Consider the following 23,131-nt stretch of genomic DNA (forward strand, 5'->3'; position numbering starts at 1 on the left):
CGTCAGGAGAAGGGGGGATCAGGAGAACAGCGCGTCGGGCCGCAAGGAGGCGGCGATCTCAAGATCGGTCGGGGGGCGCAGCAGGCGGATGCTCGCCGCCTCCTCGTCCCAGGCGATCAGGCCGGCGTCGCGGAACTGGCCGAGCCAGTAGGTCATGCACCAGCGCCCGTGCCGGGCCCGGAAGCGCGCCGCGTTGGCGAGGATCGGCGCGAAATGCTGCAGCGGCGGCACGTGGACCGGGTGGTGCTGGTGATAGGCGCGGGCGCCCGCGACCCAGAAGGTCGGCAGGCCGCTCGCCGCCAGACGGGCGGCGAGGTCGGTCTCCTCGCCGCCATAGCCGGCGTAAGCCTCGTCCATGCCCCCGACCGCGCGCCAGGCCCGCGCCGGCAGCGCGAAGGACAGGCCCCAGAGCTGCCCGGAATCGGGCTCGGGGCGGATCCCGGACTCCGGCACCGGGGGCCGGGCCGGATGGGCGCGGCCGAGCCGGTCGAGATCCGCCGCATCATGCGCGCCCGGCGGCAGGTACAGGACCTCGCCGAGGAACAGGCCGTCGGTCTCGGCGGCGGCCCGCGCGTAGGCCGCGACGAGGCCGGCACCCGGGATGCAGTCGACGTCGAGGAACACCAGGGTCGCACCGGCCGCCGCCGCCGCCGCCCGGTTGCGGGCGGCGGCGAGCGGCATCGGCTCGCCCGGGACGTGCAGGTGGCGGACCGGGCAGCCGGGATCGGGCAGGTCGGGCGCCGGCTCCGGCTGCATCCAGGCGATGACCATTTCGCGCGGGTGCACGGTCTGGCGGCTCAAGCCCCGCATCAGGTTGCGCAGCCGGTCGGCCCGGCCCCGCACCAGGGTGAGCACGCTCACCTCGGCAGCGTCAGCCGACATGCGCGAAGGCCCGGCGGAAATGCCCCACGCCCTCGATGATGCCGCGGGCATGCGAGGCGCGGGCGACGTAGGAATGCTGGAGCGCGGCATGGCCGGCGAGGTCGTCGGAATAGTTCGCCACGATGATCGACTGGGTGCGGGCGCGCAGCATCTCGATGTCGTTGCCCGAATCCCCGGCGACGAACACCGCCCGCTCCGGCAGGCCGTAGAGCGTCCGGACGTGGTCGACGGCACTGCCCTTCGAGGCGCGCTCCGGCAGCACGTCGAGGTAGCGGCCGTGGCTGTGGATCACGCTGGCCCGCAGCCCCGCCCGCGCCAGCCGGGCCCGGACCAGGGACGCCGCCGCGGCATCGCCGAAATAGCTGAGCTTGAATGCCCGCTGCTCCAGCGGCCCCTGGTGGCTCAGCCCGTCGAGGCCGTCGAGCGCGGCGCGCAGGGCCTCCCGCTCCCAGCCGGACGCGACCCCCTCGCGCCAGCTGACATCGGCGGTGTAGGTCGTGCCGTTGGGATCGAGGTGGTAGATCTCCGAGCCGACCGAGGTGATCATCACCTGCGGCCGCGGGCTGTCCTGCTGCTCCAGCACCGCCATGGCGCTGTGGAACGAGCGTCCGGTCGCCACCCCGAAGGCCAGGGCGGCCTGCCGGCTGCGCCAGCGGCGGAAGATGCCAAGCGCCGAGTCGCAGCCGACCAGCGTGTTGTCGATGTCGCAGATCAGGAGCTGGCGCGGCGCCCGCAACGGCGGCACCGGCGCCCGGAGCGACCGCAGCAGGGCGTGGTAGCGCGCGGCGTGCCGGTCCCAGTCGTAGGCTGCCGCCGCCCGGGCCCCGCCGGCGACGCACCGGGCGTAGAGGGCGGGGTCGTCGAGGATGCGCAAGGCGGCCTGCGCGATGGCGTCGGGCCGGCGCGGATCGACCAGGATGCCGTTGCCGCAGGTCTCGACGATGTCGTTCGGGCCGCCGCTGTCGGTCGCGACCAGCGGCAGGCCGGCGGCGGAGGCCTCCAGCAAGGTCAGGCCGAAGGGCTCGTTGAGGGCCGGGTTGACGAACAGGCCGCCCCGCGCCCGGGCATGGGCGTAGAGCGCCGGCACGTCCTCGGGCCGGTGGGTCTTCGGGTAGGCGACCCGGCCGTAGAGGTCGTAGCGGTCGATCAGCATCAGGAGGTCGCGCAGCGTGTCGGCCATCTCGCCGTCGAGCGTGTCGATGTCCTCGCGGGTCCCGGCGACGAGGACGAGGTTCGCCCGCGCCTGGAGCGCCGGGCTCTCGCCATAGGCCCGTACCAGGGCGGCGAGGTTCTTGCGCGCCACTGGACGGGCGAGCGCCAGCAGCGCCGGCTTGCCGGGATCGCGCAGGAAGCGGGCGATCGTGGCATCGACCCGCGGGTCGGGGCGGCTGTCGGCGAAGCGGGCGAGGTCGCTGCCCGGGGGCAGGACGCGGATCCGGCCGGGATCGTAGGTGGCGTAGCCCGCATACTGCACCTCCGCCTCGTCGCGCGACGAGGCGATGACGAGGCTCGCGCGGGACAGCGCCTCCTCCTCGGTGGCGATCCGGCGGGCGAGGTCGGGGCGGGGCGCGGCGCCCTCCCCCAGCATCGCCGCCTTGACCCGGCCCAGCGAATGGGCGGTGAACACGAACGGGATGCCGAGACGGCTCTCGACGAGCGCCGCCACCGCGGCGGCATCGGCGTAATGGGCGTGGATCAGGTCGGGGGTCCGGCCCTGCGCGGCGATCCAGGCGATCAGGCTCTCGGCGAAGCTCGCGACCTCGGCGTGCATCTCCTCCTTGGTGCGATAGCCCGGGGATGCGCTCGCCAATCGCACGAGCGCGACCTTGTCGCCGACGCGCTCTTCGGGCACGGCGTAATCGGGACCGGGCGGGCCCTCGAACCGGCGCGTCGCCACCACGATCCGGTCGATGCCGGGATCCTGGGCCGAGGCAGCGACGAGGTCGAGCAGGTAGCGGATATGGCCGCCGGTATCGACGGTGAGCCCGTACACGACGTCCCGGCCGCGCAGGCAACCCTGCAGGGCGACATGAAGAACGAACATCAAACCGCTACCGCAGCGGATGAGCCCGAAGCACAGGACGATCCGAGTGAGGTATACTGCGTGATCCGCGTCGCCCAAGTCGCCCCGAACATCTTTCCCATTCCTCCGGAGCATCACGGCGGCACGGAGCGGGTCATTCACGACCTCAGCACGGCGCTGCGAAGCTTGGGGGTGGAGGTAACGCTGTTCGCCCCTTCGGACAGTGCGACAGACTTACCCCGTATCGGTACCCATCCGAGCCTCGCGGCCCTGGAGCGTCGCTACGGCAGCGTCGCGCCCGGCGTCCCGGCCGCCCTCGACGCCCTGCAGCTCGAGGCTCTGCGCCGGCGCCTCGGCGACTTCGACATCGTCCATTGCCACGGCGAGTTCGCGCATGCCGCCCTGTTGGGCGAGCGCCGGCGCCACAGCCTGACGACGATCCACTGGCGGGTCGACGAGCTCGACCGGGCGCTGTTCTTCGAGGGGTTTCCGGACTTGCCGGTGGCGGCGATCTCGGCGGCGCAAGCCGCCGGCATCCCGGCCGCGAACCGGGCCGGCGTGGTGCATCACGGCCTCGCGCGTGACCGTTACGCGGTCTCGCTCGCGCCCGGCGCGCACCTCGCCTTCGTCGGGCGGATGACCGACCAGAAGCGGCCCGACACCGCGGTCCGGGTGGCGCGTGCCGCCGGCCGGCCGATCCGCCTCGGCGGCACGATCGACGTCGGCAATCCGCGCTATTTCGACCGCGAGGTCCGCCCGCTGCTCGGGGACGACGCGGTCTATCTCGGGCCCGTCGGCGATGCCGGGAAGGGCGCGCTCCTGCGCGACGCGACCGCCCTGCTGTTCCCGATCGACTGGCCGGAGCCGTTCGGCCTCGTGATGATCGAGGCGATGGCCTGCGGCACGCCGGTGATCGCCTGGAACCGCGGCTCGGTGCCGGAGATCGTCGAGGACGGGGTGACGGGCTTCGTCGTCGCCTCCGAGGACGAGGCCGTGGCGGCGCTCGCGCGGATCGGCGAGATCGACCGGGCGGGGGTGCGCCGCCGCTTCGAGGAGCGCTTCACCGCCGAGCGGATGGCGCGGGACTACCTCGCCCTCTACCAGACCCTGCTCGCCCGCTGATGCGCACCGCCCTCCTCGCCTGGGATTATCCGCCGGCCCCGAGCGGCCTCTCGACCGCGGCCCGGGAGATCGCCGAGAGCTTAGGCGAAGCCGGCGCCGACGTGACGGTGTTCACCCTCGACCGGACCGGCACGGCGCGGGTCGGCGGCGTGACCGTGACGGGGCTCGCCCTGCCGCCGGCCGGCGGCCTGGCGCGGTTGCGCCGCTGGGGCTCGATCGGTCATCTCGCGGCGCCGCTGGCCTTCCGGCGCGCCGTCCTCGCGGCCCATGCCCGGAAGCCCTTCGACGTGATCGAGGCGACGAACTGGTACGCCCCGGCGGTGCTGCTCGCCGAGCGCCGGGACCTGCCGCTGGTCACCCGCTCCTCGACCCCGGCCGCCTTCACCCGCGGATCCGCGCCGAACCTCCGCGACCGCCTCGACGGTGGCACCGCCGACGCCCTCGAACGGCGCCAAGCCCGAGGCAGTGCCGGCCTCATCGCCAACACCGCTTCGCACGGGGCTGTGATCGCGCAGGCCTACCGCCTGTCGGGCCGGCAGCCCGAGGCGGTGATCGGGCTCAGCCTGCCGCCGGAGATCGCGGCGGGGGCCCGGGGCGCAGCCTATCCAGAGGAGGACGCGCCCGTCCGCCTGCTCTTCGTCGGAAGGGCGGAGGCGCGCAAGGGCTTCGACGCGCTGATGGCCGCCACCGCGATCCTCGGCCGGGAGCAGGAGGCGGGCGCCCTGCCGCCGTTCCGGCTCGCCCTCGTCGGGGTGCCGCCCGAGGACCTGCCGCCGGACCTGCCCGCACCGGCCCGCGCCCGCCTCGATCCCCGCGGCCGGGTCGATGCCGCGGCGCTCGCCGAGGCCTACGCGGAGGCCCACGCGGTCCTGGCGCCCTCGCGCTACGAGAGTTTCGGCCTCGTCTACCAGGAGGCCCTGGCCTATGGCCGCCCGGTGGTGGCCTGCGCCGAGGATGCCAGCGCCCGCGCCTTCGTCGGCGCCCCCGGGGCCGGCCCGCTCGCGGCCGCCGCTACCGGCCCCGCCCTGGCCGACGCCCTGCGCCCGCTCCTGCGCGACCCCGCCCTGCGCCTCGCCTACCGCGCCCGGGCGCTCGCGGCGGCGGGGCGCTTCGGCCGGGAGAGTTTGGGGCGGGAGACGCTGGATCTGTACGGGCGGGCGGTGGCGCGCGGGGGGTGAGCCGTGGGGCGCGTTAGCCCGCGGCTCGCGGGCTGACGGCGCCCCATCACCCTCCCCCTTTCCCGGATCTCCTTCCACTTTGTTTCAGTCGTCCGGGAAAGAGGAGCGTGAACACAACTGACAGCTCTCACTCCTCGTAAGGCCGCAGCAGCGCCTCCTCCTCCTCGATCCGCCCCCGCCCCGGATCGAGCGCCTCGTAGGTCCGCGAGCGCGACCGGACATGGGCGCCGCTCAAACGGTGCTCGATCGCCCCGGTGAGGGCGATGAGGCTGCGGGGCCAGCCGCCGTCGAGGACGGGCCGCTCGTGGACGCGGCCGGCATAGCGGATCGAGGTCCGGTTCAGCCGGTACTGCACGTCCGGGTAGACGTCCGACAGGATCCCATCGACCCTGTTGCGCCGGGGCAGCCCGATCGAGACGACCTCCCCGTCCTGGGCAAGCGCCGCGAGCGCCGGCACCATCCGGCCGGTGGCGGGGGCGAGGGTCTCGTCGGCGTCGAGCTGGAGCATCCAGGCATGGCGCGCGAGGGCCTGGAGGGCGTTGCGCTGGGCGGCGAAGTCGCCCGCCAGGGGACGGGCCGCCACCCGCACCGCCCCGTCGGCGAAGCCGGCGACCGGCACCGCGCGGGGCGAAGACGCCGCGCCGTCGACGAGCACGACGACGTCGTCGGTCCAGGCCGCGTGGGGCGCGAGGCCGGCCAGCACGCCATCGAGATCGGCCGGGCGGCCAATCAGCCCGAGGGAGACGGGGCGCCCCCCGGCCCCCGCGAGGTCGTACAGGACGGCCTGCGCGGCGCGCGGCGCGTGCGGCGCCAGCAGGGCGGCGCGATCCTCCGCGCCGAGCGGGCGCAGTCCGCGGCCGAGCCGGGTCGCGGCGCTGCGCAGGGTGTAGATGTCGAGGCCGTAGGGGGCGTCCGGATCGGGCCGGAAGCTCGCCCCGGCGAGGCGCCCGGCGAGGTCGCGCCAGGAGCGGTCCGGATCCGCGTCCCGCTCGGTCAGTACGCCGCAGGACGCGCAGGCGATCGGAAAGCCGCGCGTGCGCCCGTCCGGATAGGTCAGGCGGCGCGCGCTCGGCGCGTGCATCGCGGCGGCGCACAGGAAGCAGCGGCGGGTGCGTCCGCGCTCGGAGGTCATCGGCGTGGGTTCCGGTCCGTCGGGGCTGGTCGGGCCGGCAGGCATGCCATACCTCCCTGCCCTCTCCCGACAGACCACTGCCTCACGTGCCCGACGACGTCGATCCCTTGCCGACCGATCCCTTCCCCGCCGATCCCTTCCCCGCCGATTCCTTGCCGGCCGATCTTTTGTCGGCAGCCTGGCCGAGCCTGTGCCCGTCCGCCACGGTCGCGCTCGTCGGCAACGCGCCGGGGACCGGCGGCGGGCCGGCGATCGACGCAGCCGAGGCGGTGGTGCGGTTCAACAACGCGCCGGGCTTCGGCGGCCGGGCCGGCGGGCGGGTCACGCATCTCGTCCTCGTCAATCGGGGTGGGCAGATGCGCGAGTGGCTGGCGGACCCGGGCTTCCTCGACCGCCCGGTCGTCCGGCAGGCGCAGGCCTTCGTGCTGCCCTTCCCGATGCTGCCAGAGGAGCACAACCGCCCCGAGCCGATCTGCTTCACCCGCGAGGCGCTGGCCATGCTGCGCCCCCTCGGCCGGCCGGTCCATATCCTGCCCGAGTCTCTGCACGGCGAGGCTTGGCGCCGCCTCGCGGCGCTTGGGAGCGCGCGGCCGAACCCGAGCACCGGCTTCCTGACGATGCTCGCACTGCGTGTCGGGCGCCCCGCCGGCGCCCCCCCGGTCGAGGCCCACGGCTTCGGCTTCGACGGCTGGCCCGGCCACCCCTGGGCGGCCGAGCGCGCCTGGTTCGCCGCCGAGGCAGCGGCCGGGCGCCTGCGCCTGCACCCCCCGACCGAGGGATGACTCCTCCCCCATGGCGACACTGATCACCGTCCTCAAGAGCGGCGGGCGCTACGATGCGACCTGGGTCGCGCGCCTGACCGCCGGCCTGCGCCGCCACGCGCCGGCCTTCCGGCGGATCCTTTGCCTCACCGACCTCGACCTTCGCGTCGCGGGCGTCGAGGCGGTGGCGCTGCGGCACGACTGGCCGGCCTGGTGGGCGAAGATGGAGGCGTTCCGCCCCGGTCTCACCGAGGGGCCGACGCTGCTCTGCGACCTCGACACCGTCCTGACCGGGCCGGCGGACGCCCTGGCCGAGCCCGGCCTTGCCGCGATGGAGGACTACTTTCACAAGGATCGCGTCTCCAGCGCCCTGCTGCGCTGGCAGGGCGACGCGCTCGCCGACCTGTACCAGGCCTTCGCTGCCGAGCCGGACCGCTGGATGGCGCCGGGATCCTGCGGCCCGGTCCCGAACGCGGTCCACGGCGACCAGGTCGTCATCGACCACCTGCTCCGCCGCCGCGGCACGCCGCCGGACTTCCTGCAGCGGCGCTATCCGGGCCTGCTCGATTTCTACGATCCGCGCCGCGACATGCATGGCCCGGTCGTGGTCTTCATCGGCGAGGCGAAGCCGGATACGGCGAAAGGCGCCGTCCACGCCGCCTGGACCGGCGGCTGACGGGGAGCGGCCAAACCCCGCCACCTGCCTTCCTCACCGGGCGGCGAGGTGCCGGACTTCCTCGCGGAGGGCGTGAACCAGGCTCGGCAGGTTGGTGCGGCCGCCGAAGAACCAGCCCGCCCGGTCGGTCCCGTGCCAGCCGATATCCGGCGTCGCGAGCCAGCGCCGGGCCATCGCGTGCAGCATGCCGCTCACGGCGTCGAGGTCGAAGGTCTCGAAGCTCGTGATGTTGTCGTGCAGCTCCCCGATGTCCTTGTTGTCGTAGGTGTTGGTCAGGACCAGCGCGCCGGCATTCGCCATCTCGAGCGGCGGATAGCTCGGATGGGGCGACAGCATGAGCGAGACGCCGAGCGCGGCCCGCGAGGCGAGGTGGCCGTATTCCTCCAGCGAGAGGCGCCCCTGGACCTCGATCCGATCCGTGCAGCGCAGGAGCCCCGGATCGAAATCCTCGCCGATCGCGACGAAGCGCCAGTCGCTCCAGAATCCGGGATCGGCGTCGATCGCCGTCCTGACGAGCATGTCGAGGAAGTGCAGGCAGTTCCGCTCGGCATGGGGCCGGGCGTAGAGCATGACGATCCTCTCCTTCTCCGTCCCCCGCGCGATGTGCCGGTCGATGCCGGCGCTGATGCCGGGATTGAGGACGTGGCCGTTGCGGATGGCGTAGCGCTCGTGGAAGAACTCGGCCAGGATGCCGGTGTTGAAGACCGGGATCATCGCGTCGGGATCGCGGTAGGTGCGCTCGGCGAGGGCGTACTTCGTCGACCAGGGATAGAAGCCGCACTCGAAGTCCTGCACGAGATACAGGAACTTTGCCGGCTTGCGGGAGAACAGGGCCTCCTGCTGCGCCCGGATGCTCATCGCGCCGCTCGCGGTCCACCACGCCGTCGCGAACAGGATGTCGGTCTCGCGGAAGAAGACCGGATGGGTGTAGCGCCGCGACGCGTCCACGACGGTGTTGCGCCCGGCGATGTCGGCCTCGAGGGCCGAGGCGACCTCGAACGACGGCGGCGGGACGAAGTGGCCACCGATGCTGACATCCGTGACGATGATCCGCGCGTCGAAATCCGGGCCGAGCGCGGCCACCAGCTCGGTGAAGACCTGGAGCGCCGTCGCGATGCCGGCATAGCCCTTGTTCCGGTCGATCAGCGGAATCAGGAGGTTGAGCCGCGGCCTCGATACCGGGCTCGGACGCACCAGGTACTCGGTGCATTCCGGGTAATAGGCGCGGGTGAGGCCGAGATCGCGGTCGGTCGGCAGGAACCGGTTCCCCGGGATCCGTCCCTCGACCTGCGGCCGGGCGGGATCCGGCTCGAGGCCGGCATCCTGCACCACCCAGTCGAGGCCGGCCATCTCGACGAACGAGAAGAAGCTGCGCTCGATCGCGTGAGCGAGCGTGCCGTCGACCTGGCCGAGCTCCGGGTCGAAGTGGCAGGTATCCAGGCCGAGGTCGAGGAGCTTGGCCATCGCCTTCGGCTTGAACCAGAACATCGACCCGCTCGGGAAGTCGAGCGTCGCGTCGGCGGCCAGCGTCTCGCCGCACAAGGCCAGCAGCGTCCTGGCGGTCTCGAAATTCCCGCCCCACTGGATCAGCGGCTTGATCGGCCCGAAATGCTCCGGCGCGACGGCGCCGACATGCGGTTCGGCCAGGGCGTGGACGATCGCCCGGACGAGATCGGGCGACCCGAGATTCGCCTCGAACAGGTAGTCGCGCCACCGGTCGAAGCCGCCGTCGTAATGCTTCGACTTCTTGGTGTGGATGTGGAGCGCGTAGTCGCAGTCCCGCAGGATGTCGCGGTAGGCGACGACCAGGGGGGCGATGTCGCGCCCCCGGTTGGGGACGACGCGGATGACGAAGGGATGGGACGACGCCTTCGTGAAGGTCTCGTTGATCAGCGCCGCATCGCGGAACGTCGTGGTCGAGATGTAGATCGTGCAGTTATACGGTATGTTGTTCGTGTGACTGACGACGTAGTCGCTCAAGTCGCTGTAGTAGATGTGGGCGAAGACGCCGATCTTGAGGGCGTTGTCGTGCCGGTCGGCGGTGCCGCGCCACCGGGCGAGGTTCACGATCGTCCGCGTCGACGGCAGGGGCTTCGCCGTGGTGTCGATCCGCCCGGGCCGGCGCGGTAGGGCCGTCGTGTCGGCGAAACGCTCGAGATAATCGACCAGCGGGTTGCGATCCCGACGGTCGGGATACTGCTCCCAGTAGAAATCGGGTTCGAACAGTGGATGCGGCTGCCGCCCCTCCCGCGCCCCGGACCGCATGTAGTGGTAGAACGGGTCGACGATCGCAGTCCGGATATTGCGGTTCGCCTCGAGATAGAATTTTCCGCTGAAGAGCGGATGCGGATCGATCGGCCCTGTCTTCGACAGGACGATGAACTGGACGAGCGGCGGAAGATCCTTCACCGCGTCGAACATCCGGTGCCGGCGCGCTGCGGCGGCGAAGAAGCCGAGGTCGAAGGCGGCGCAGGGGCTCACCTCCGACCCCTTGGTCAGGTAATGCTCGAGCGGGCTCAGCCCCTCGCACGTGGTGGCGCGGCGATAGCGATCCGAATCGAAGTACGGGTGCGGATCCCGGGTGAGATGGCCGCCGTAGATGTAGTCCACGAGGCAGTTCTCGGACCGTCCCAGGCGGTAGGTCTCCCGGTACCAGGCTGTGTCGAACAGCGGGTTGGGCCGGCACCCGGCCTCGTGGCCCTCGGTCAGGAAATGGTAGAACGGATCGATGTGATCCGCGTCCTTCAGATATTCGTCGCGGTACCACCGGCCCCAGAACAGCGGGTGCGGGTTGTGCCCGCGGCGCCAGCCCGTCTCGATGTAGTGCGTGAGCGGATGGATCGCGGTCTCCGCCCCGATGTAGCTCCACTGGTACCACTTGGCATTGAACAGAGGGTGCGGATCCAGGACGTCCTGCGCCCCGTGCAGCAGACAATGATCGAACAGGTCGATGTCGTGCGTGTCGGCGAGCTTGGCGATCGTCGCGTACCAGCCCGCATCGAAATACGGCGTCGGGCTCGATCCCCTGTGCCGCCCGATCTCGTTGTAATGGCTGAGGATCCGATCGTTGCCGAGCGAGAGGTTGTTCTGCTTCGCGTACCAGTGAAAGTCGAAATGCGCCATCTTGGCGGTCATCTGGCGATCGAAGAGCGTCATGGCGGGCTCCGCGTGATGTCGTGGGGCTGATGCCGCTGCGGCGGCGCAGCGGACGAACCGGTTCTGGCGGTCTCGGGCGGTCGAGGCGTCGCGGGCCCCGGCCGGTCGTCGGCACCCGCGACGGAGGATCCGCAGCGGGCCGTGCGGCTTGCGATCGATCGCGTTCGTGTTACGCAGGCCCGTTCAAGCGCCGAGCATGGCCTCGTCGCATTCCGCGGCGGTCAGGCCGGACAGATCCTTGAACAACGCCGCCTGGCGCAGCGCGACGGGATCGTGCGGCGCCGGCGCGTCGGCGGGGTCGGGCTCGTCGGCGCGGGTGGCGTTGCGGGCAAAGCTCGCCATGACCTGGGCGACGCCCGCTTCGCTGACCGAGCGCAGGTCGTCGAGCACGTAGCCGCCCCGGCTATGGATGCCGGTGATGATCTCGTAGGACGGGAAGTAGCCGATCGTCCCGGGGTTGCGGCGCGCCAGCATCTCCGCCGCCACCCGCAGCACCGCCTTGGAATAGGTGTTGGAGGCGAGCACGTGACGGTTCTCGGCCGTCGCCGCGAGCGCGACGGGGGACACGGTGAGGATCAGCCGGGCGGACGGGTTGATCGCGGTGATCAGCGCCAGGAACGCCTCGACGTCGGCCACGATCTCGTCGACCTCCAAATTGACGAACAGGTGCTGGGCAGGATCGAACGCCCCGGCGGCGACGCCCGGGCAGAGCGGATAGGCGGCCCCGTCGGTCGCCGACATCCAGGCCTCGGTGAGCCCGAGGGTGAAGACGAGGTAGTCGAGCCCGTCCAGCAGGGTGCGGACGCAGGCGAGATGCCGCCTCCGGTCGGTTTCCAGCTCCTCGACCGACAGGAATCCGCCGGGCTGAACCGTCGGCCGGAACGGGTCGTACCAGTGGCCGTCGGGGCCGGTCCAGGCGCGGTCGGCCGGCTCGAACAGGCCGAGCGCCCGCTGGACGAGCTGGAGCATCTGCCGCGAGGTGTAGACGTTGCCGTAGCGGGCCGAGAATTGCTCGTAGGCGAAAGGCCCTGCGACGTTGGCGACGAACGGGTGGGCGGTCTCGGTGACGTAGTGGGAGAAGCCTCGCCCCCGCAGCGCCCGCCCGACATGCTGGGCAAAGCAGCTTCCCGCCGTCGCGACCCGGTCCCGGCGGCTCAGGCGGAACGGGAAACCGATGCCCGGGTCGACGGCCTCGGTCGCCGGAGCGGCCACGGCGTGGCGCCATTTGGTGTAGGGCGGCGCCTGCTCGTAGGGGTGCTTCATCGGACGAGCCTCTCGATCTGGTCGGCGACGAGCGCGTCGTAGGCCTCGTTGGCGTGGGTCGAGCTGGTGGGATGGGCGTAGTCGGGCTTCAGGTAGGCGTCCGGGTCCATGGCTGCCGGCGGCGCCGGCACGACGGTGATCCCGAGGGCCTCGCAGGCTTCCGCGAACAGGAGCGAGTGCAGGCGCCACATCTTCAGGCGCAAGGCCGCATCCGCCACCCGCGCCTCGGGGTGGCGCGCGAGGACGTACGGGTCCATGCGGGCCCGGATCAGGGCCTCGTCGCGCAAGGGGGGCGGCGATTCGATGTGGTAGCGCAGCTCCGGCACGGCGGCGCTCGTCGCATAGAGCATCGACAGGTCGCCCTCGTGGAGGATCTGCCGGAACGAGCTCCGGACGGTCGTGTAGGGGATCGGCTCGGCCTCCGGCATGAGGGGGGCGTCCTTGCCGGGCATGCGGAAGTCGAAGGGGGGCTCCGTCGCCATCACGGCGAGCACGTTGTGGGCGTTGCCGGCGATCGTCGAGATGCACAGGGTGTCCGGCCTGATGCGGCTGCGCAGGCCGGCCTCGATCGTGGGATCGAGGCGGATGCCCGAGGGCGTGGCGACCACCGGGCTGCCGCCCGATGGCAGCCCGATCACGCCCCAGCCGACCGGCGCCGACCGGGCCTGCAGCGCGGCGACGATGCCCTGGGTCTGGTCGTGGCCGATCAGCAGGATGTCGCCGGCGGCGGCGCGGGCGGGGGCTTCGGCGAGGATTTCGGCGAGGATCATGCCGGTTCGAGCTCCCCGGTCCGGGCGGCGGCGTCCCGGAGCCGCCGTTCGGCCTCGGCGATCGCCCGCGCCTGGAAATCCATGATCTCCTGCGCCTTGATCCGGTCGCGCTCGAGATCGGCGAAGCGCAGCGCCAACTGGTCGTGATCGTACCGGGACACGAAGCCCTCGGGCAAAGGCAGCGCGATCATCGCCTCGTGCCGCACCGGCGGGAGGCCCGCATAGGCGTCCTCCGGCAGGCTCCAGCCGTCGAGGGCGTTCGCGCTCGGCGGCGGGTCGTAGCGGTCGCCGGCGACCGGCGGCAGGTCGAGGCCGGGCGGGGGCGTGAAGCCCTCCTCGCGCGGCACCGCCAGCACGTTGACCTCGCAGGTGCCGCCGAAGATGTTCTCCGTGACGCCGTTCGGGTTGCGCCGGTTGAACGGGTTGGCGACGTGCCAGCGCAGATCGTAGCCGGCCTGCACCAAGAGGGCGACGATCTCGGGAAAGTTCGCCGGGCTGGTCTGCTCGAAATAGATCACCGGCCGGTGGCGGGCGATGGTGCGGGCGGCGCCCAGCAGCACGTCGAGCTCCATGCCCTCGACGTCGATCTTCATCAGGCGGCAGGCCGCCAGGGACAGGCAATCGGCGGTGAACAGCGGCACCGGCAGCGACGGCCGCTCGGTCTCCGGCCCGCTGACGATGCCGCGGAACGACACGCTGCCGAGGTTGTTCGGGCTGCCCGGTGCCGCCCCGTCGAGGCGCATCACCCGCGTCTCGCGCCCGATCAGGCCCTCGATCCGGGTGACCTGGCTCATCCCGTTGAGGCGGATGTTGAGCGCGAGCACGTCGTTCGCCCGGCTCTGCCCCTCGATGGCCACCACCTGCCCGGCCTCGCCGACGATCCGGCCGAACGCGATCGCATGGCTGCCGACATTCGCCCCGACATCGAGCACCGTATCGCCCGGCCGCAGGAACAGGGAGCAGAGATGGATCTCCTCCTCGGCCCATTCGCCGTAGCGGCGGAGCGACTCGCCGATGACCAGGTCGTCGAGGTAATGCGCGAGAAGCCCGTGCCGGGCTTTGTAGACGCCGATCTTCATGGTGATGTCCTGGTGTGATGCCATGGTGTCTTTTGTTGTCGTGAGGCCTGCTCCGGATCGTCTTCGAGCCTCCTTCCTTTCCGGCTGCCTCAGGCGGCCAGCGCCAGCGTCCGGTCGAGGGTCAGGGCGAGCGGCAGCCCGATCCGGTCGGGCCCGCGGCCGTACTGGATCTCGGCCTCGTAGCGGCCGGGCGGCAGGGCGGCGGTGGGGACCAGCGCCTCGAAGCCGGCCCACTCCGCCTCCGGCTCCCCGAGATGGGCGACGACGTCCTCGCGCCGCGCCGCCGGCAGCACGGCCCGCAGCGAGACCTCGGCCCCGGCGAGGACGAGGGTCAGGCCGTCCGCCCGGCCCCGGCCCGGCACCCAGGCCCAGCCGCGCAGGTAGAGATGGCTGCCCGCCCCGCCCTCGGCGGCCCCGAGCCCGGTCTCGACCTCATCGAGGGACAGGCGGTGCGCGGGGGGCTCGCGCCGGGGCTGGACCTCGCGCCCCGCCGTGGGATCGAGACGGACCTCGCGGCACGGCGTCACGAGGCGCCGCGTGTCCCCGGCCTCGGCCTTGACCAGCACGGCCTCGCCGGTCTCGTGCAGCACGGTCTCGCGGCGGTCCGACTCGGCGATGATGATCCGGTGCAGGCCGGGCGCCAGGGTGGCGATGGCCATCGCCGCCCGGAAGCCCGCGAAGGCGTAGACCGGGTCGGCCTCGACCGACCCGGACGGCGCCCGGCAGCGCTCGGCGCGGAACCAGGCCGCGGTGCCGCCCGCCGGCACGAGGCCGACCGCCACCATCGGGAAGACCTGCCGCCGGGCCCGGTTCAAGGCCCAGCCCTGCACCCCGAACGCCGCGTCCTGCGAGCCCGGACCGTGCCCGGGGTCGAGCGCGGTCTCGTAGCGCGTGACCGCGGCGTCGCCCTCGACCGTCCGGGCGTCGGGGGCCGGCGCGGCCCCGCCCCGGAAGGCCTCGGCGAGGGTCTGGGCAGGGGACTGGGCCGTCGGCTGGCCCCCGGACGGCGCCGCGGCGTCCTGCCCCTGGCCGCGCCGCACCACCGCCTCGCCGGCGGCGCCGAGATCGATGACGGCGCCGTCATAGACCTGCATCAGGCGGATCGCGTAGGTGCCCTCGCGCAGGGTGTCGAGGTCGAGGTCGAAGGAGAAGCCGCTGGCCTCGGCGTCGGGCTCGTCGAGATGCGCCCGCACGTCGCCGCGCGGCACCGGCGGGCTCACCGCGTAGATTTCCTGGGCGTCCCCCTTGAGGTGGAGGATCACGTCGAGCGGTCGCCCGCGGCCCTCGGCGAAGCCCCAGCCCCACAGGCTGAGCCCTGAGCGCACGACGATCCGCGGCCAGGCGGCCGGGCGGCGGTCGGCCTGCACGCCGTCCATCCCGACGCGGACCCGCGCGGATCCCGCGGCCGGCCGGTCGAGATGGGCGAACTGCACCGGAAACGTGCGCCACAGGGTGGTGCGCGCCTGCCGGGCCGGGCGGGGCGGGTCCGCGTCCCAGCCGTTGCCGCTCTCGATCCAGGACGGGGTGTTGGTGCGGATGCCGCAGGCCCGCAGGTTCAGGATGTAGTCGCGCTCCGGGCGGATCGTCACCGCGGGCGGGTGGACCGGGCTGCGGGCGATCGTCTCGCGGTAGAGGTCCGAGATCGCCGCGACGTGCTCGGCGGGCGAGACGATGCGGCAGGCCTTGGAGGCGGCCCGCATCGTCTCGAGGCGGTCGCGGTCGCGGGCGAGGTCGCGCAGGATGTCGCAGACATGGCCGGCATCCTCCGGGGCGACCTTGAACCCGTCGAGGCCGGCCCGCACCCGCTCGGCCGGGGCGCCGAGATCCGAGATCACCGGCACGGCGCCGGCGGCCCGGGCCTCGTTGAGCGAGATCATGTAGGTCTCGGGCCAGACCGACAGGTGCAGCGACACGTCCATGCCGGCCATCAGCCTCGGCAATTCATGCGCCGCGTAGCCGCCGCGGAGCGTCACCCGCGGCAGGTCCATCGCCCGGACCTGCCGCGCCAGGTCCTGGTCGGGGATCTCACCCAGGATGTGGAACGCGATGGCCTCGTCGCGCAGGTGGGTCAGCACGCGCAGGATCGTGTCCGCCCCCTTCGGCCGGGTGAAGTTGCCCGGGATCGCGACCGTCAGGGCGATGTCGGATGCGGGCTGGCGGGCCGGTGGCAGGCGGTGGCTCGCCGGGGTGAGCATCTCGACGACGCGGATCCTCTCCGCCGGGACCTCCGGATAGATCGCCCGCAGGTACTGGGCGGTGAACGGTGAGTTGGCGATCAGGCCGTCGAACGCCTCGATCACCCGGGCGACGAAGTTGCGGCGGCGCTGCTGCGCGCCGGCCGGGATGCCGGAGGCCGAGAGGCAGATGTCGCATTCGGTCGGCGACCGGGCGGCGATGTCGCAATAGCGGCCGCGATGGTCGAGCAGGTTGAACTGGCTGCAGACGAGGTAGAAGTCGTGCAGCGTGTACAGGGACGGGACGCCGCAGGCCCGGGCGATCAGCGGCAGCGACAGTGGCATGCCGAGCAGGTGCTGGAAATGCACCAGGTCGATGTCGTTCTCGATCAGGATCTGCTCGAAGACGCGCTCGTGGCCTGCATCGTGCAGGGTCCCCGGGCCGGCCGGCTCGGGAACGCCGTAGAGGTGCTGCTCGCCGGTGCGGTGGGCGATCAGCGTGTAGGCGGCCGTGCCGTCGATCACCCGCGGATACAGCGTGAGGACGTCGAATTCGCCCGCTCCCGCGGCGAGTTCCTGCTGGTAGACCTCGACCCCGCCGCCGGGCTGGTGCCCCTGGACGTTGTGGGTGACGAGCAGGACCCGCTTGCGCGCGCGCCTCGAGCCGGTCGGGACCCGTGCGGCGACCGATGCCGGGATCTCGGCCAGCCCCGCCACGAGGGCGGCGATGCGGTGGTCGTAGAGGTGCTCGGCGAGCGCCCGGCTGCGGGCGGCCTGCGCCATGGCGATGCGCGCCTCGGGATGATCGAGCGCCCACGTGATCCGCGCGAGCAACTCGTCCTCGTTGTCGCAGAACGCGATCTCGTCCTCGCCGAAGTAGCGCATCGCCTCGGCGCGGCCGCCGAGCGCGACCTGGAACGCCCCGGCGAGCGCGTTCTCGAACAGGCGGGGCGGCGGGGTCGAGCCGCTGGCCTGGTCGGTGCGGGCCGAGGAGAACTTGCGCTCCAGGCTCAGGGTGATCCGGCTGCGATTGGCGATGCGGGCGAGTTCCGGGTTCGGTACGCGCCAGTTGGTCGCGAGCCCCGGATCGCCGAGCACCACCGGCGGCAGGTGCGGGTTGGTGGGCAGGCCAATCTTCATCCGCAGCGGCCGCTTCACGCCGTCGAGGATGCGGTTGATCGTGTCGACCCGGTTCGGCCAGGCGGTGCCGACGAAGCAGAGGTCGTAGAGGAAGAACGCGTCGTCGAGGACGGGCGGATGGTCGTGGAACAGCCGGCTGCCCGCCAGCGGCAGGTGCTGCCCGCGTGCGCCGTAGGCCGGCAGGCAGCCGAGGTCGTTGGTGAAGACGAGGTCGAACGGCGCGGCGACCCGCAGGTTCTCCTCGAGCTCGTAGGGGTCCTCGGTGGTCCACAGGACCGAGCGGACCGCCATCGCGCAGAGGCGGCCGAGCACCGCGAGGTCGGCGCCGGCGCCGCCCAGCGCCAGGACCGTGTCGCAGCCCTCGCGCCGGAACAGGTCGACGGCGTTGCCGTAATCGGCTTGGCGGACCCGCTCCACCGCCGGGTGGCGCCGCAGCGCATCCACGATCGCGAGCGCGATGTAGGAATTGTGGGTCTGCGCTGCCGTATCCAGCACGAGAATGCGGTAGGTCATGCTCTGGGTGTGCCCGGGCAAGTGTCGGTCGTGATCCGGAGGGGCGCGGGCGCGGGGATGCCGGGCGGACCGGCGCCCCTACTCCGCCGCCATCGCGAGGACCGGCCCCTCGGCCGCGACCCGGCGCGGCAGCAGGCCGAGGAAGCGCAGTTCCGACAGGGCGGTCTCGGCCCGGTGCGCGTAGGTGTGCTCGGCGAGGGCGCGCGCTTGCGCCCGGGCGGCCACGGCCAGGAGCGAGGCGGGGTCGTCGAGTGCGCGCTCCAGCCAGCGCGCGAGGTCGCGGACCCCGTCGATCAGGATGATCTCGCGGTCGCGCTCGAAGTAGTCGAGCACCTCGAGGCTCTCGGCGACGTAGGCCTGCGCCGAGCCCATCAGCGCGACCTCGAAGGTCCGCGGGCCCGGGGTCGAGGGTGCCAGGTTGAAGCGGGCATTCGCGATGCTGAGGTCGCGGCCGATATTGAGCGTCAGGCAGGACCGCGCCGCCGCGTCGGCGAAGGCGGCCGGCGACAGGCGCTCGTTATGGGCGAAGGACAGGTCCCGCGGCCACTGGTCCCCGGCGATGTAGGTCCGATAGCGGCGGAGCAGGCCCGCCCCCTCGCGCAGGAAGTCGATCCGGTTCCGATACGCGTAGCCGCAGAAGAACAGCGCCAGGTCGCGCCGGGCCGCCTCGTCGACCGGACGCAGATGGGTGTGCGGGCAGCCCGCGAGGGGCAGGTGCGCCGCCGGCACGTCGCCGTAATGCATCGCCGCCCAGCGATCGGTGTTGAACACGATGTCGGCGATGCCGCGCAGACGGAACGCGTAGTCGAACTCGTAGGGGTCATCATGCAACCAGAAGGCGAGTATCGCCCCGGCCCGGTCGGCGAAGCGGCGCAGGGCCCGCAGGTTGCTCGCATCGACCGCGACGCCGCCCACCGCCAGGACGAGGTCGGCATCGCGCATCGCCGCCGGATGGGCGAGCGCTTCGCACCCCATCTCGCGCACGATCACCCGGTGGGCGCCGAGATCGCGAAAGCCTTGCACGACGTAACGCCGGATCGCCGCATTCGTATTGATGCGGTCTTCGACGGTTCCGGTGACGACGACGGTGAGCGGTCTCTCGATCATGGCGGCAGCGTCCCAGATGACGGGTTTGATCGCAGCGTCTCGCGATAGACGAAAACTAGGCGGCCGCTCGGCTCAAGACCGTCCGAGGAAGCAGAGCGGTACGGAACACCTCGGCCCACGCCTCGTCGTCGCCGAGCACGTGCGGATTGGGGTGGTCGAGCCGGTGGAGGCGGACGGCCGGGTCCGGATCGGCCCCGGCGCCGTCCCGGTCGGTGACGAAATGAATCTCGCCGGCCAGGCCGAGCGTGTCGGTCACCGCCTGCGTCAGGGCGGCCATCGCCTCCGCGCTGAAATGGAAATCCATCGACGGCGACACCCGGGTCACCACGTCGAGATTCGCCTGCGTGTTGGAGACGAAGAACAGGCAGCGCCGGAACCGCTTCAGCTCCGCGAACCGGTCGAGCAGGTAGGCGAATTTCGCCCGCGTCGCCTCGAAGGTCTCGTCGAGCGCGATGACGTCGTCCCGCGTGAATTCATGCCAGAAATGCAGGTTGTGCGCCGGCCAGTAGAAGTTCGGATGACACACGATCTCCCGCGGGTGATCCGGGAAGCGGCCCCCCGCGCGCATCCAGCTGGCGAAGCTGCGGGGTGGCATGATCAGCCAGTCGAACGGTCCGGTCGCCCGCGTCAGCGGCTCGCCGGTCAAGCTCGACAGCAGATCGACGTGACGGTCGATTTGCCAGGCGGTCTGGCACGAGACGCCGAGGCTGATGATAGCCGTCCGTTGACCGAATGCAGACATACGAGTTCCTTCGTGAACTCTCGACGGGACCGTCGTTATTCTGGGATGTTCGGCGCGTCACGGGTGGCTCGGGCGGCCAGCACTGTGCGGTCCGAATCGTTGGCGTACCCCCACTCTGGTTGCGCCAAAAAATTTTTGCAACCCCAGATATGATTGATGAACCCTTGGCGGGCCGCCCCGGGGCCCGCCGCGACCCGGTCGCCCGTCGCGATGTGGCGTGCAAGCAACAGTCGATTTTATCGCGACGATGCAATCGAAAGATGCGCCATGCTCGCTTGACAGCTCAATCCCAGGTTGTGCAGCCTGTGCTTGTCAAAGAGACGGGGGAAAGCTGTGGCTGTAACATTCGACAACACGATCTTCGGCGCCAATCAGGCGGAGACAGGAACTATTCTTGCTGGGAGCTTCACGGGGCTCAGCCTGCTCTCGGGTGTGGCTCCCGTGACCATCAACGGCACGATCGATCAGCCGAACTCGCAGGTCACCGTCAACCTCGATGCGGCGGGCCTGACGGCGACCGGCGCGACCGGCACCTATGCCGGATTCAGCCAGATTCCCAACAGCACCGACTATCTCTACTACTTCAACGTGAATGGCGGCGGCCTGGCGCTTCCGGTCACGATCGGCGTGACCGGGGGCGCCCTCCCCGGCCTGACGGTCGGCGCCGCCGTCGACTCCTCCAACGTCACCGCCCCGGTCGGGCCCAACACGCCTTGCTTCGTGACCGGCACGTTGATCCGCACCGCCGGCGGCGAGGTCCCGGTCGAGCAGCTTTCGGTCGGCGACCTCGTGGTGACGGCGTCGGGCGCGCAGGTTCCGATCCGCTGGATCGGCCACCGCCGGGTCGCCTGCGACCGCCACCGCGATCCTCATGCCGTCTGGCCGGTGCGGATCCTGGCCGGCGCCTTCGGCGATGGCCTGCCGCTGCGGGATCTCTGGCTCTCGCCGGACCACGCGGTCTGCCTCGACGACGCGGCGCTGATCCCGGTCAAGCACCTCGTCAACGGCGCCACCGTCGCCCAGGTGCCGCAGAATGCCGTCACCTACTGGCATGTCGAGCTCGCCAGCCACGACATCCTGCTCGCCGAGGGCCTGCCGGCCGAGAGCTTCCTCGATACCGGCATCCGCGCCGGCTTCGAGAATGGCGGTGCGGTGATCGCGCTCCACCCCGACTTCGCGCCGCGGACCCACGCCGATTTCTGCCGGCCGCTGGTCCAGGGCGGGGCGTTCGTGGCGGAGATCCGCGCCCGGCTGGCCGCGCGGGCGGCCGTGCTCGGCTGGACCGTCACCCGGGATCCCGACCTGCATCTCGTCGCCGACGGTGCGGTGATCCGGCCGGTATCGACCGGGGACGGGGCCGAGTTCCGCATCCCGGCGGAGACCCGCGAGCTGCGTCTGGTGTCGCGCAGCTTCAGCCCGTACCTGCGCGACCCGGCGACCGGCGACCGCCGCCGTCTCGGCGTGCCGGTGCGCGGCCTCTCCCTGCGCGATGCGGCCGGCTTCGCCCGGACTGTCGCGGTGGAGGATGCGGCGCTCGCGACCGGCTTCAGCTTCGTGCAGGGTCAGGCGGAGGATCGCTGGCGCTGGACGGACGGCGACGCCGTGCTCCCGGCGGCGCTGTGGGCCGGGGCGCAGGGCGAAGTCTCCCTCGCGGTCGCGCTGGTCCCGGCGAGCCACTGGGCCGGAGACGGCGTCTACGCCTTCGCCGCGCCGGCGGTCGCGCGGCAGGCCCAGGCGGCGTAGGGCCCGCCTCCGGGCGCTCCGCAAAAGCGAGACGGCAGGACGCCCCGCGCGTCCTGCCGCACGCGTCCGGGCGGACCGGGCCGGCGCACGGCTCGCTGGCCCGCCTCCGGTCTCGTGTCGTCGTCGGGCGGATGCCTCATACCCTTGCGCCTTGGCATCGGCACGTCGATGCCAAGGCGTCCGGCGCATCGGCGCCGGCGCCCGTTCGGGCTTGCCTTGCGCCGTCGAACGGGGCCGTTCGACGGCGCGGCGGTATGAGTCGGCGCGCCCCCGTCGAACCGGGCACCGGGAAACGCCACATCTCTTGCCGACATCTGGCGCCGAAGCCACTCGCTGACGTCGTCTGCAAGCCTCGTCGCCCGCTTCGATCCAGGCGACCTCCGCGAGCCAGGCTCCTCCCGGTGCGGGGGGAGGCCCGGACAACGTGCAAGATCTGCGGTGACGAGGCGCGAGACGTCCGGCAATGCCGGATGACATCGCGGCGACCGGTGCGGGTCCGATCGCTCCTCTGGCCGAAGATCGTAGTCGAGCCGTCCCCGTGATCGCTCTCCTCGACCGCGCGCGCGCGCCGGTGCCGGACCTGCGGCGCAATCTCGCAGGGGTTGCATCCACTCGGTGATGGGCGCAGGACTAGAAACCGGGACGCATAGATAAACTATACCAGTACGACCGAAGGCGTTTCCGGGGGGAGCCGATGCGATCGACTGTGCCGCGAGCCGCGCCCGGCTTCGTCCTCGGGGCGCTCGCCGCCTCTCAAGTGAGCACGTGGGAGACCGACGTGGCGCTCGAGCGGACGATGACGGACGCCGCGACGGCAGCCCTGTTCGGCCTGGATCCGTCGGAGGCGGAGCAGGGATTGCCGCTGGCGCATTTCCTCGACGCCATCCATCCGGACGACCGCGAGATGGTGCGCCGGCGGATCGCCGTGATCAGCGAGCAGGGCGGGCTGTTCGTGGTCGAGTACCGGACCTGTCCGGCACCGGGGATGATCCGCTGGGTCCTGGCGCGGGGCCGCTACGAGCACGACCGCTTCACCGGCAGCATGGTGGGGCGCGGGATCGTCATCGACATCACCGAGAGCAAGCTCGACGGCCATGTCGAGGACCGCGCCTTCTTCCTGGCCGAACAGGGTCCGGTCGAGGAGATTCCGGTCGTAGACCAGGCGGCCCGAGAGGGTTCGCCCGGCGATGATGCGGCCGGCCTGGCCCGGCTCGACCGGGCCGCCGCCCACGCCATCGCGACCCGCGAGGCGATCGACGGCCTGGACGAGCGGGACAAGGGCGAGCTGCGCGGGCTCGTCGACTTGCTGCTCCTGAGTCTCGGGCGGGCCCTCGCCCGGCGGATCGGCTGACGCCCGGTCGTCCAGCCCGCGACACGCGCGCATTGTCGACGGAGCGGATCCCGGTCCGTCGCAGACGACACGGCCAGACGAAAGATGTCGAGCAGCGCCCGGCTGCAGCGGCGCGGGCCGCGAGACTTGGCCGCGAGACTTGGCCGCAAGCATTGGTCACGAGACTTGGACATGAGACTTGGCGGCTGCGATGCCGGCAGGCCGCTGCTGCGTCTCCCGCCACTATCCGTTCCCGGACCTCCTTCCTCGGTCGTGGGCAAGGGAGGAGCGGCTGACGACGAACCGTGGGTCCGACGACCCGGCTCCGGTCCAGGTCGTC

16 protein-coding genes are annotated in these 23,131 nt (G+C 71.9%); 6 read left to right on the forward strand and 10 right to left on the reverse strand.

Annotated elements, in window-relative coordinates; translation table 11 throughout:
* Positions 1–18 precede the first annotated feature (18 nt).
* On the reverse strand, positions 19–882 hold the full coding sequence (locus tag FF100_RS13875; RefSeq protein ID WP_171070163.1) for a glycosyltransferase family 2 protein: 864 nt from the start codon (positions 880–882) through the stop codon (positions 19–21).
* Positions 872–2,926: an HAD-IIB family hydrolase gene (locus tag FF100_RS13880; protein WP_139036288.1), complete on the reverse strand. Its 2,055-nt coding sequence runs from the start codon at positions 2,924–2,926 to the stop codon at positions 872–874. Before FF100_RS13880 ends, FF100_RS13875 begins: the two co-directional genes overlap by 11 nt.
* A 60-nt stretch (positions 2,927–2,986) precedes the next feature.
* On the opposite strand from FF100_RS13880, the gene FF100_RS13885 reads away from it, so the two are divergent.
* Positions 2,987–4,027, forward strand: coding sequence for a glycosyltransferase family 4 protein (locus tag FF100_RS13885; RefSeq protein WP_139036289.1), 1,041 nt, complete (start codon positions 2,987–2,989; stop codon positions 4,025–4,027).
* Positions 4,027–5,205: a glycosyltransferase family 4 protein gene (locus FF100_RS13890; protein ID WP_139036290.1), complete on the forward strand. Its 1,179-nt coding sequence runs from the start codon at positions 4,027–4,029 to the stop codon at positions 5,203–5,205. The genes FF100_RS13885 and FF100_RS13890 overlap by 1 nt, the downstream gene beginning before the upstream one ends.
* A gap of 127 nt (positions 5,206–5,332) precedes the next feature.
* Here the strand turns inward: FF100_RS13890 and FF100_RS13895 are convergent, their stop codons facing one another.
* The gene (locus FF100_RS13895) at positions 5,333–6,337 is read right to left on the reverse strand and encodes a glycosyltransferase family protein (RefSeq protein WP_139036291.1); all 1,005 of its coding nucleotides are present in this window, start codon (positions 6,335–6,337) and stop codon (positions 5,333–5,335) included.
* A gap of 152 nt (positions 6,338–6,489) precedes the next feature.
* Here FF100_RS13895 and FF100_RS13900 point away from each other — a divergent pair, with 152 nt between their 5' ends.
* Both FF100_RS13900 and FF100_RS13905 read left to right on the forward strand, forming a co-directional pair.
* Entirely contained in the window at positions 6,490–7,119 is a 630-nt protein-coding gene (locus FF100_RS13900) for a glycosyltransferase family 29 protein (protein WP_139036592.1), read from the forward strand.
* A 10-nt stretch (positions 7,120–7,129) separates the two neighbouring features.
* On the forward strand, positions 7,130–7,774 hold the full coding sequence (locus FF100_RS13905) for a hypothetical protein (RefSeq protein ID WP_139036292.1): 645 nt from the start codon (positions 7,130–7,132) through the stop codon (positions 7,772–7,774).
* Between the two features lie 33 nt (positions 7,775–7,807).
* On the opposite strand, the gene FF100_RS13910 is transcribed toward FF100_RS13905, so the two are convergent.
* The 7 genes from FF100_RS13910 to FF100_RS13940 all read right to left on the reverse strand — a co-directional run bounded on the left by FF100_RS13910 (position 7,808) and on the right by FF100_RS13940 (position 19,718).
* Complete coding sequence (locus tag FF100_RS13910; protein WP_139036293.1) at positions 7,808–10,930, reverse strand: rhamnosyltransferase WsaF family glycosyltransferase; 3,123 nt, start codon at positions 10,928–10,930, stop codon at positions 7,808–7,810.
* A gap of 183 nt (positions 10,931–11,113) precedes the next feature.
* Positions 11,114–12,193, reverse strand: coding sequence for a GSCFA domain-containing protein (locus FF100_RS13915; protein WP_139036294.1), 1,080 nt, complete (start codon positions 12,191–12,193; stop codon positions 11,114–11,116).
* Positions 12,190–12,963 (reverse strand): hypothetical protein, encoded by a 774-nt coding sequence (locus FF100_RS13920; RefSeq protein WP_139036295.1) that lies wholly within the window; start codon positions 12,961–12,963, stop codon positions 12,190–12,192. Before FF100_RS13920 ends, FF100_RS13915 begins: the two co-directional genes overlap by 4 nt.
* Positions 12,960–14,066, reverse strand: a complete 1,107-nt coding sequence (locus FF100_RS13925) for an FkbM family methyltransferase (protein WP_139036296.1) — start codon at positions 14,064–14,066, stop codon at positions 12,960–12,962. The genes FF100_RS13920 and FF100_RS13925 overlap by 4 nt, the downstream gene beginning before the upstream one ends.
* A 65-nt stretch (positions 14,067–14,131) precedes the next feature.
* Positions 14,132–17,869, reverse strand: coding sequence for a glycosyltransferase family protein (locus FF100_RS13930; protein WP_139036297.1), 3,738 nt, complete (start codon positions 17,867–17,869; stop codon positions 14,132–14,134).
* Between the two features lie 78 nt (positions 17,870–17,947).
* Entirely contained in the window at positions 17,948–18,976 is a 1,029-nt protein-coding gene (locus FF100_RS13935) for a glycosyltransferase family protein (protein ID WP_139036298.1), read from the reverse strand.
* Between the two features lie 55 nt (positions 18,977–19,031).
* The gene (locus tag FF100_RS13940; RefSeq protein ID WP_139036299.1) at positions 19,032–19,718 is read right to left on the reverse strand and encodes a hypothetical protein; all 687 of its coding nucleotides are present in this window, start codon (positions 19,716–19,718) and stop codon (positions 19,032–19,034) included.
* A 333-nt stretch (positions 19,719–20,051) separates the two neighbouring features.
* On the opposite strand from FF100_RS13940, the gene FF100_RS13945 reads away from it, so the two are divergent.
* Positions 20,052–21,461, forward strand: a complete 1,410-nt coding sequence (locus tag FF100_RS13945; protein ID WP_171070164.1) for a Hint domain-containing protein — start codon at positions 20,052–20,054, stop codon at positions 21,459–21,461.
* Positions 21,462–22,155: 694 nt separating this feature from the next.
* Complete coding sequence (locus tag FF100_RS13950; RefSeq protein WP_139036301.1) at positions 22,156–22,812, forward strand: PAS domain-containing protein; 657 nt, start codon at positions 22,156–22,158, stop codon at positions 22,810–22,812.
* Positions 22,813–23,131 lie beyond the last annotated feature (319 nt).

The organism is Methylobacterium terricola (genome assembly GCF_006151805.1).
GTDB classification, from domain to species: Bacteria; Pseudomonadota; Alphaproteobacteria; order Rhizobiales; family Beijerinckiaceae; genus Methylobacterium; species Methylobacterium terricola.

What these genes read in the sequence shown, in the direction of transcription:
- FF100_RS13895 (WP_139036291.1), bottom strand. Translation starts at nt 6,337, where the DNA reads ATGACCTCCGAGCGCGGACGCACCCGCCGCTGCTTCCTGTGCGCCGCC.
- FF100_RS13880 (WP_139036288.1), bottom strand. Translation starts at nt 2,926, where the DNA reads ATGTTCGTTCTTCATGTCGCCCTGCAGGGTTGCCTGCGCGGCCGGGAC.
- FF100_RS13875 (WP_171070163.1), bottom strand. Translation starts at nt 882, where the DNA reads ATGTCGGCTGACGCTGCCGAGGTGAGCGTGCTCACCCTGGTGCGGGGC.
- FF100_RS13890 (WP_139036290.1), top strand. Translation starts at nt 4,027, where the DNA reads ATGCGCACCGCCCTCCTCGCCTGGGATTATCCGCCGGCCCCGAGCGGC.
- FF100_RS13950 (WP_139036301.1), top strand. Translation starts at nt 22,156, where the DNA reads ATGCGATCGACTGTGCCGCGAGCCGCGCCCGGCTTCGTCCTCGGGGCG.
- FF100_RS13920 (WP_139036295.1), bottom strand. Translation starts at nt 12,963, where the DNA reads ATGATCCTCGCCGAAATCCTCGCCGAAGCCCCCGCCCGCGCCGCCGCC.
- FF100_RS13910 (WP_139036293.1), bottom strand. Translation starts at nt 10,930, where the DNA reads ATGACGCTCTTCGATCGCCAGATGACCGCCAAGATGGCGCATTTCGAC.
- FF100_RS13940 (WP_139036299.1), bottom strand. Translation starts at nt 19,718, where the DNA reads ATGTCTGCATTCGGTCAACGGACGGCTATCATCAGCCTCGGCGTCTCG.
- FF100_RS13915 (WP_139036294.1), bottom strand. Translation starts at nt 12,193, where the DNA reads ATGAAGCACCCCTACGAGCAGGCGCCGCCCTACACCAAATGGCGCCAC.
- FF100_RS13935 (WP_139036298.1), bottom strand. Translation starts at nt 18,976, where the DNA reads ATGATCGAGAGACCGCTCACCGTCGTCGTCACCGGAACCGTCGAAGAC.
- FF100_RS13925 (WP_139036296.1), bottom strand. Translation starts at nt 14,066, where the DNA reads ATGGCATCACACCAGGACATCACCATGAAGATCGGCGTCTACAAAGCC.
- FF100_RS13930 (WP_139036297.1), bottom strand. Translation starts at nt 17,869, where the DNA reads ATGACCTACCGCATTCTCGTGCTGGATACGGCAGCGCAGACCCACAAT.
- FF100_RS13905 (WP_139036292.1), top strand. Translation starts at nt 7,130, where the DNA reads ATGGCGACACTGATCACCGTCCTCAAGAGCGGCGGGCGCTACGATGCG.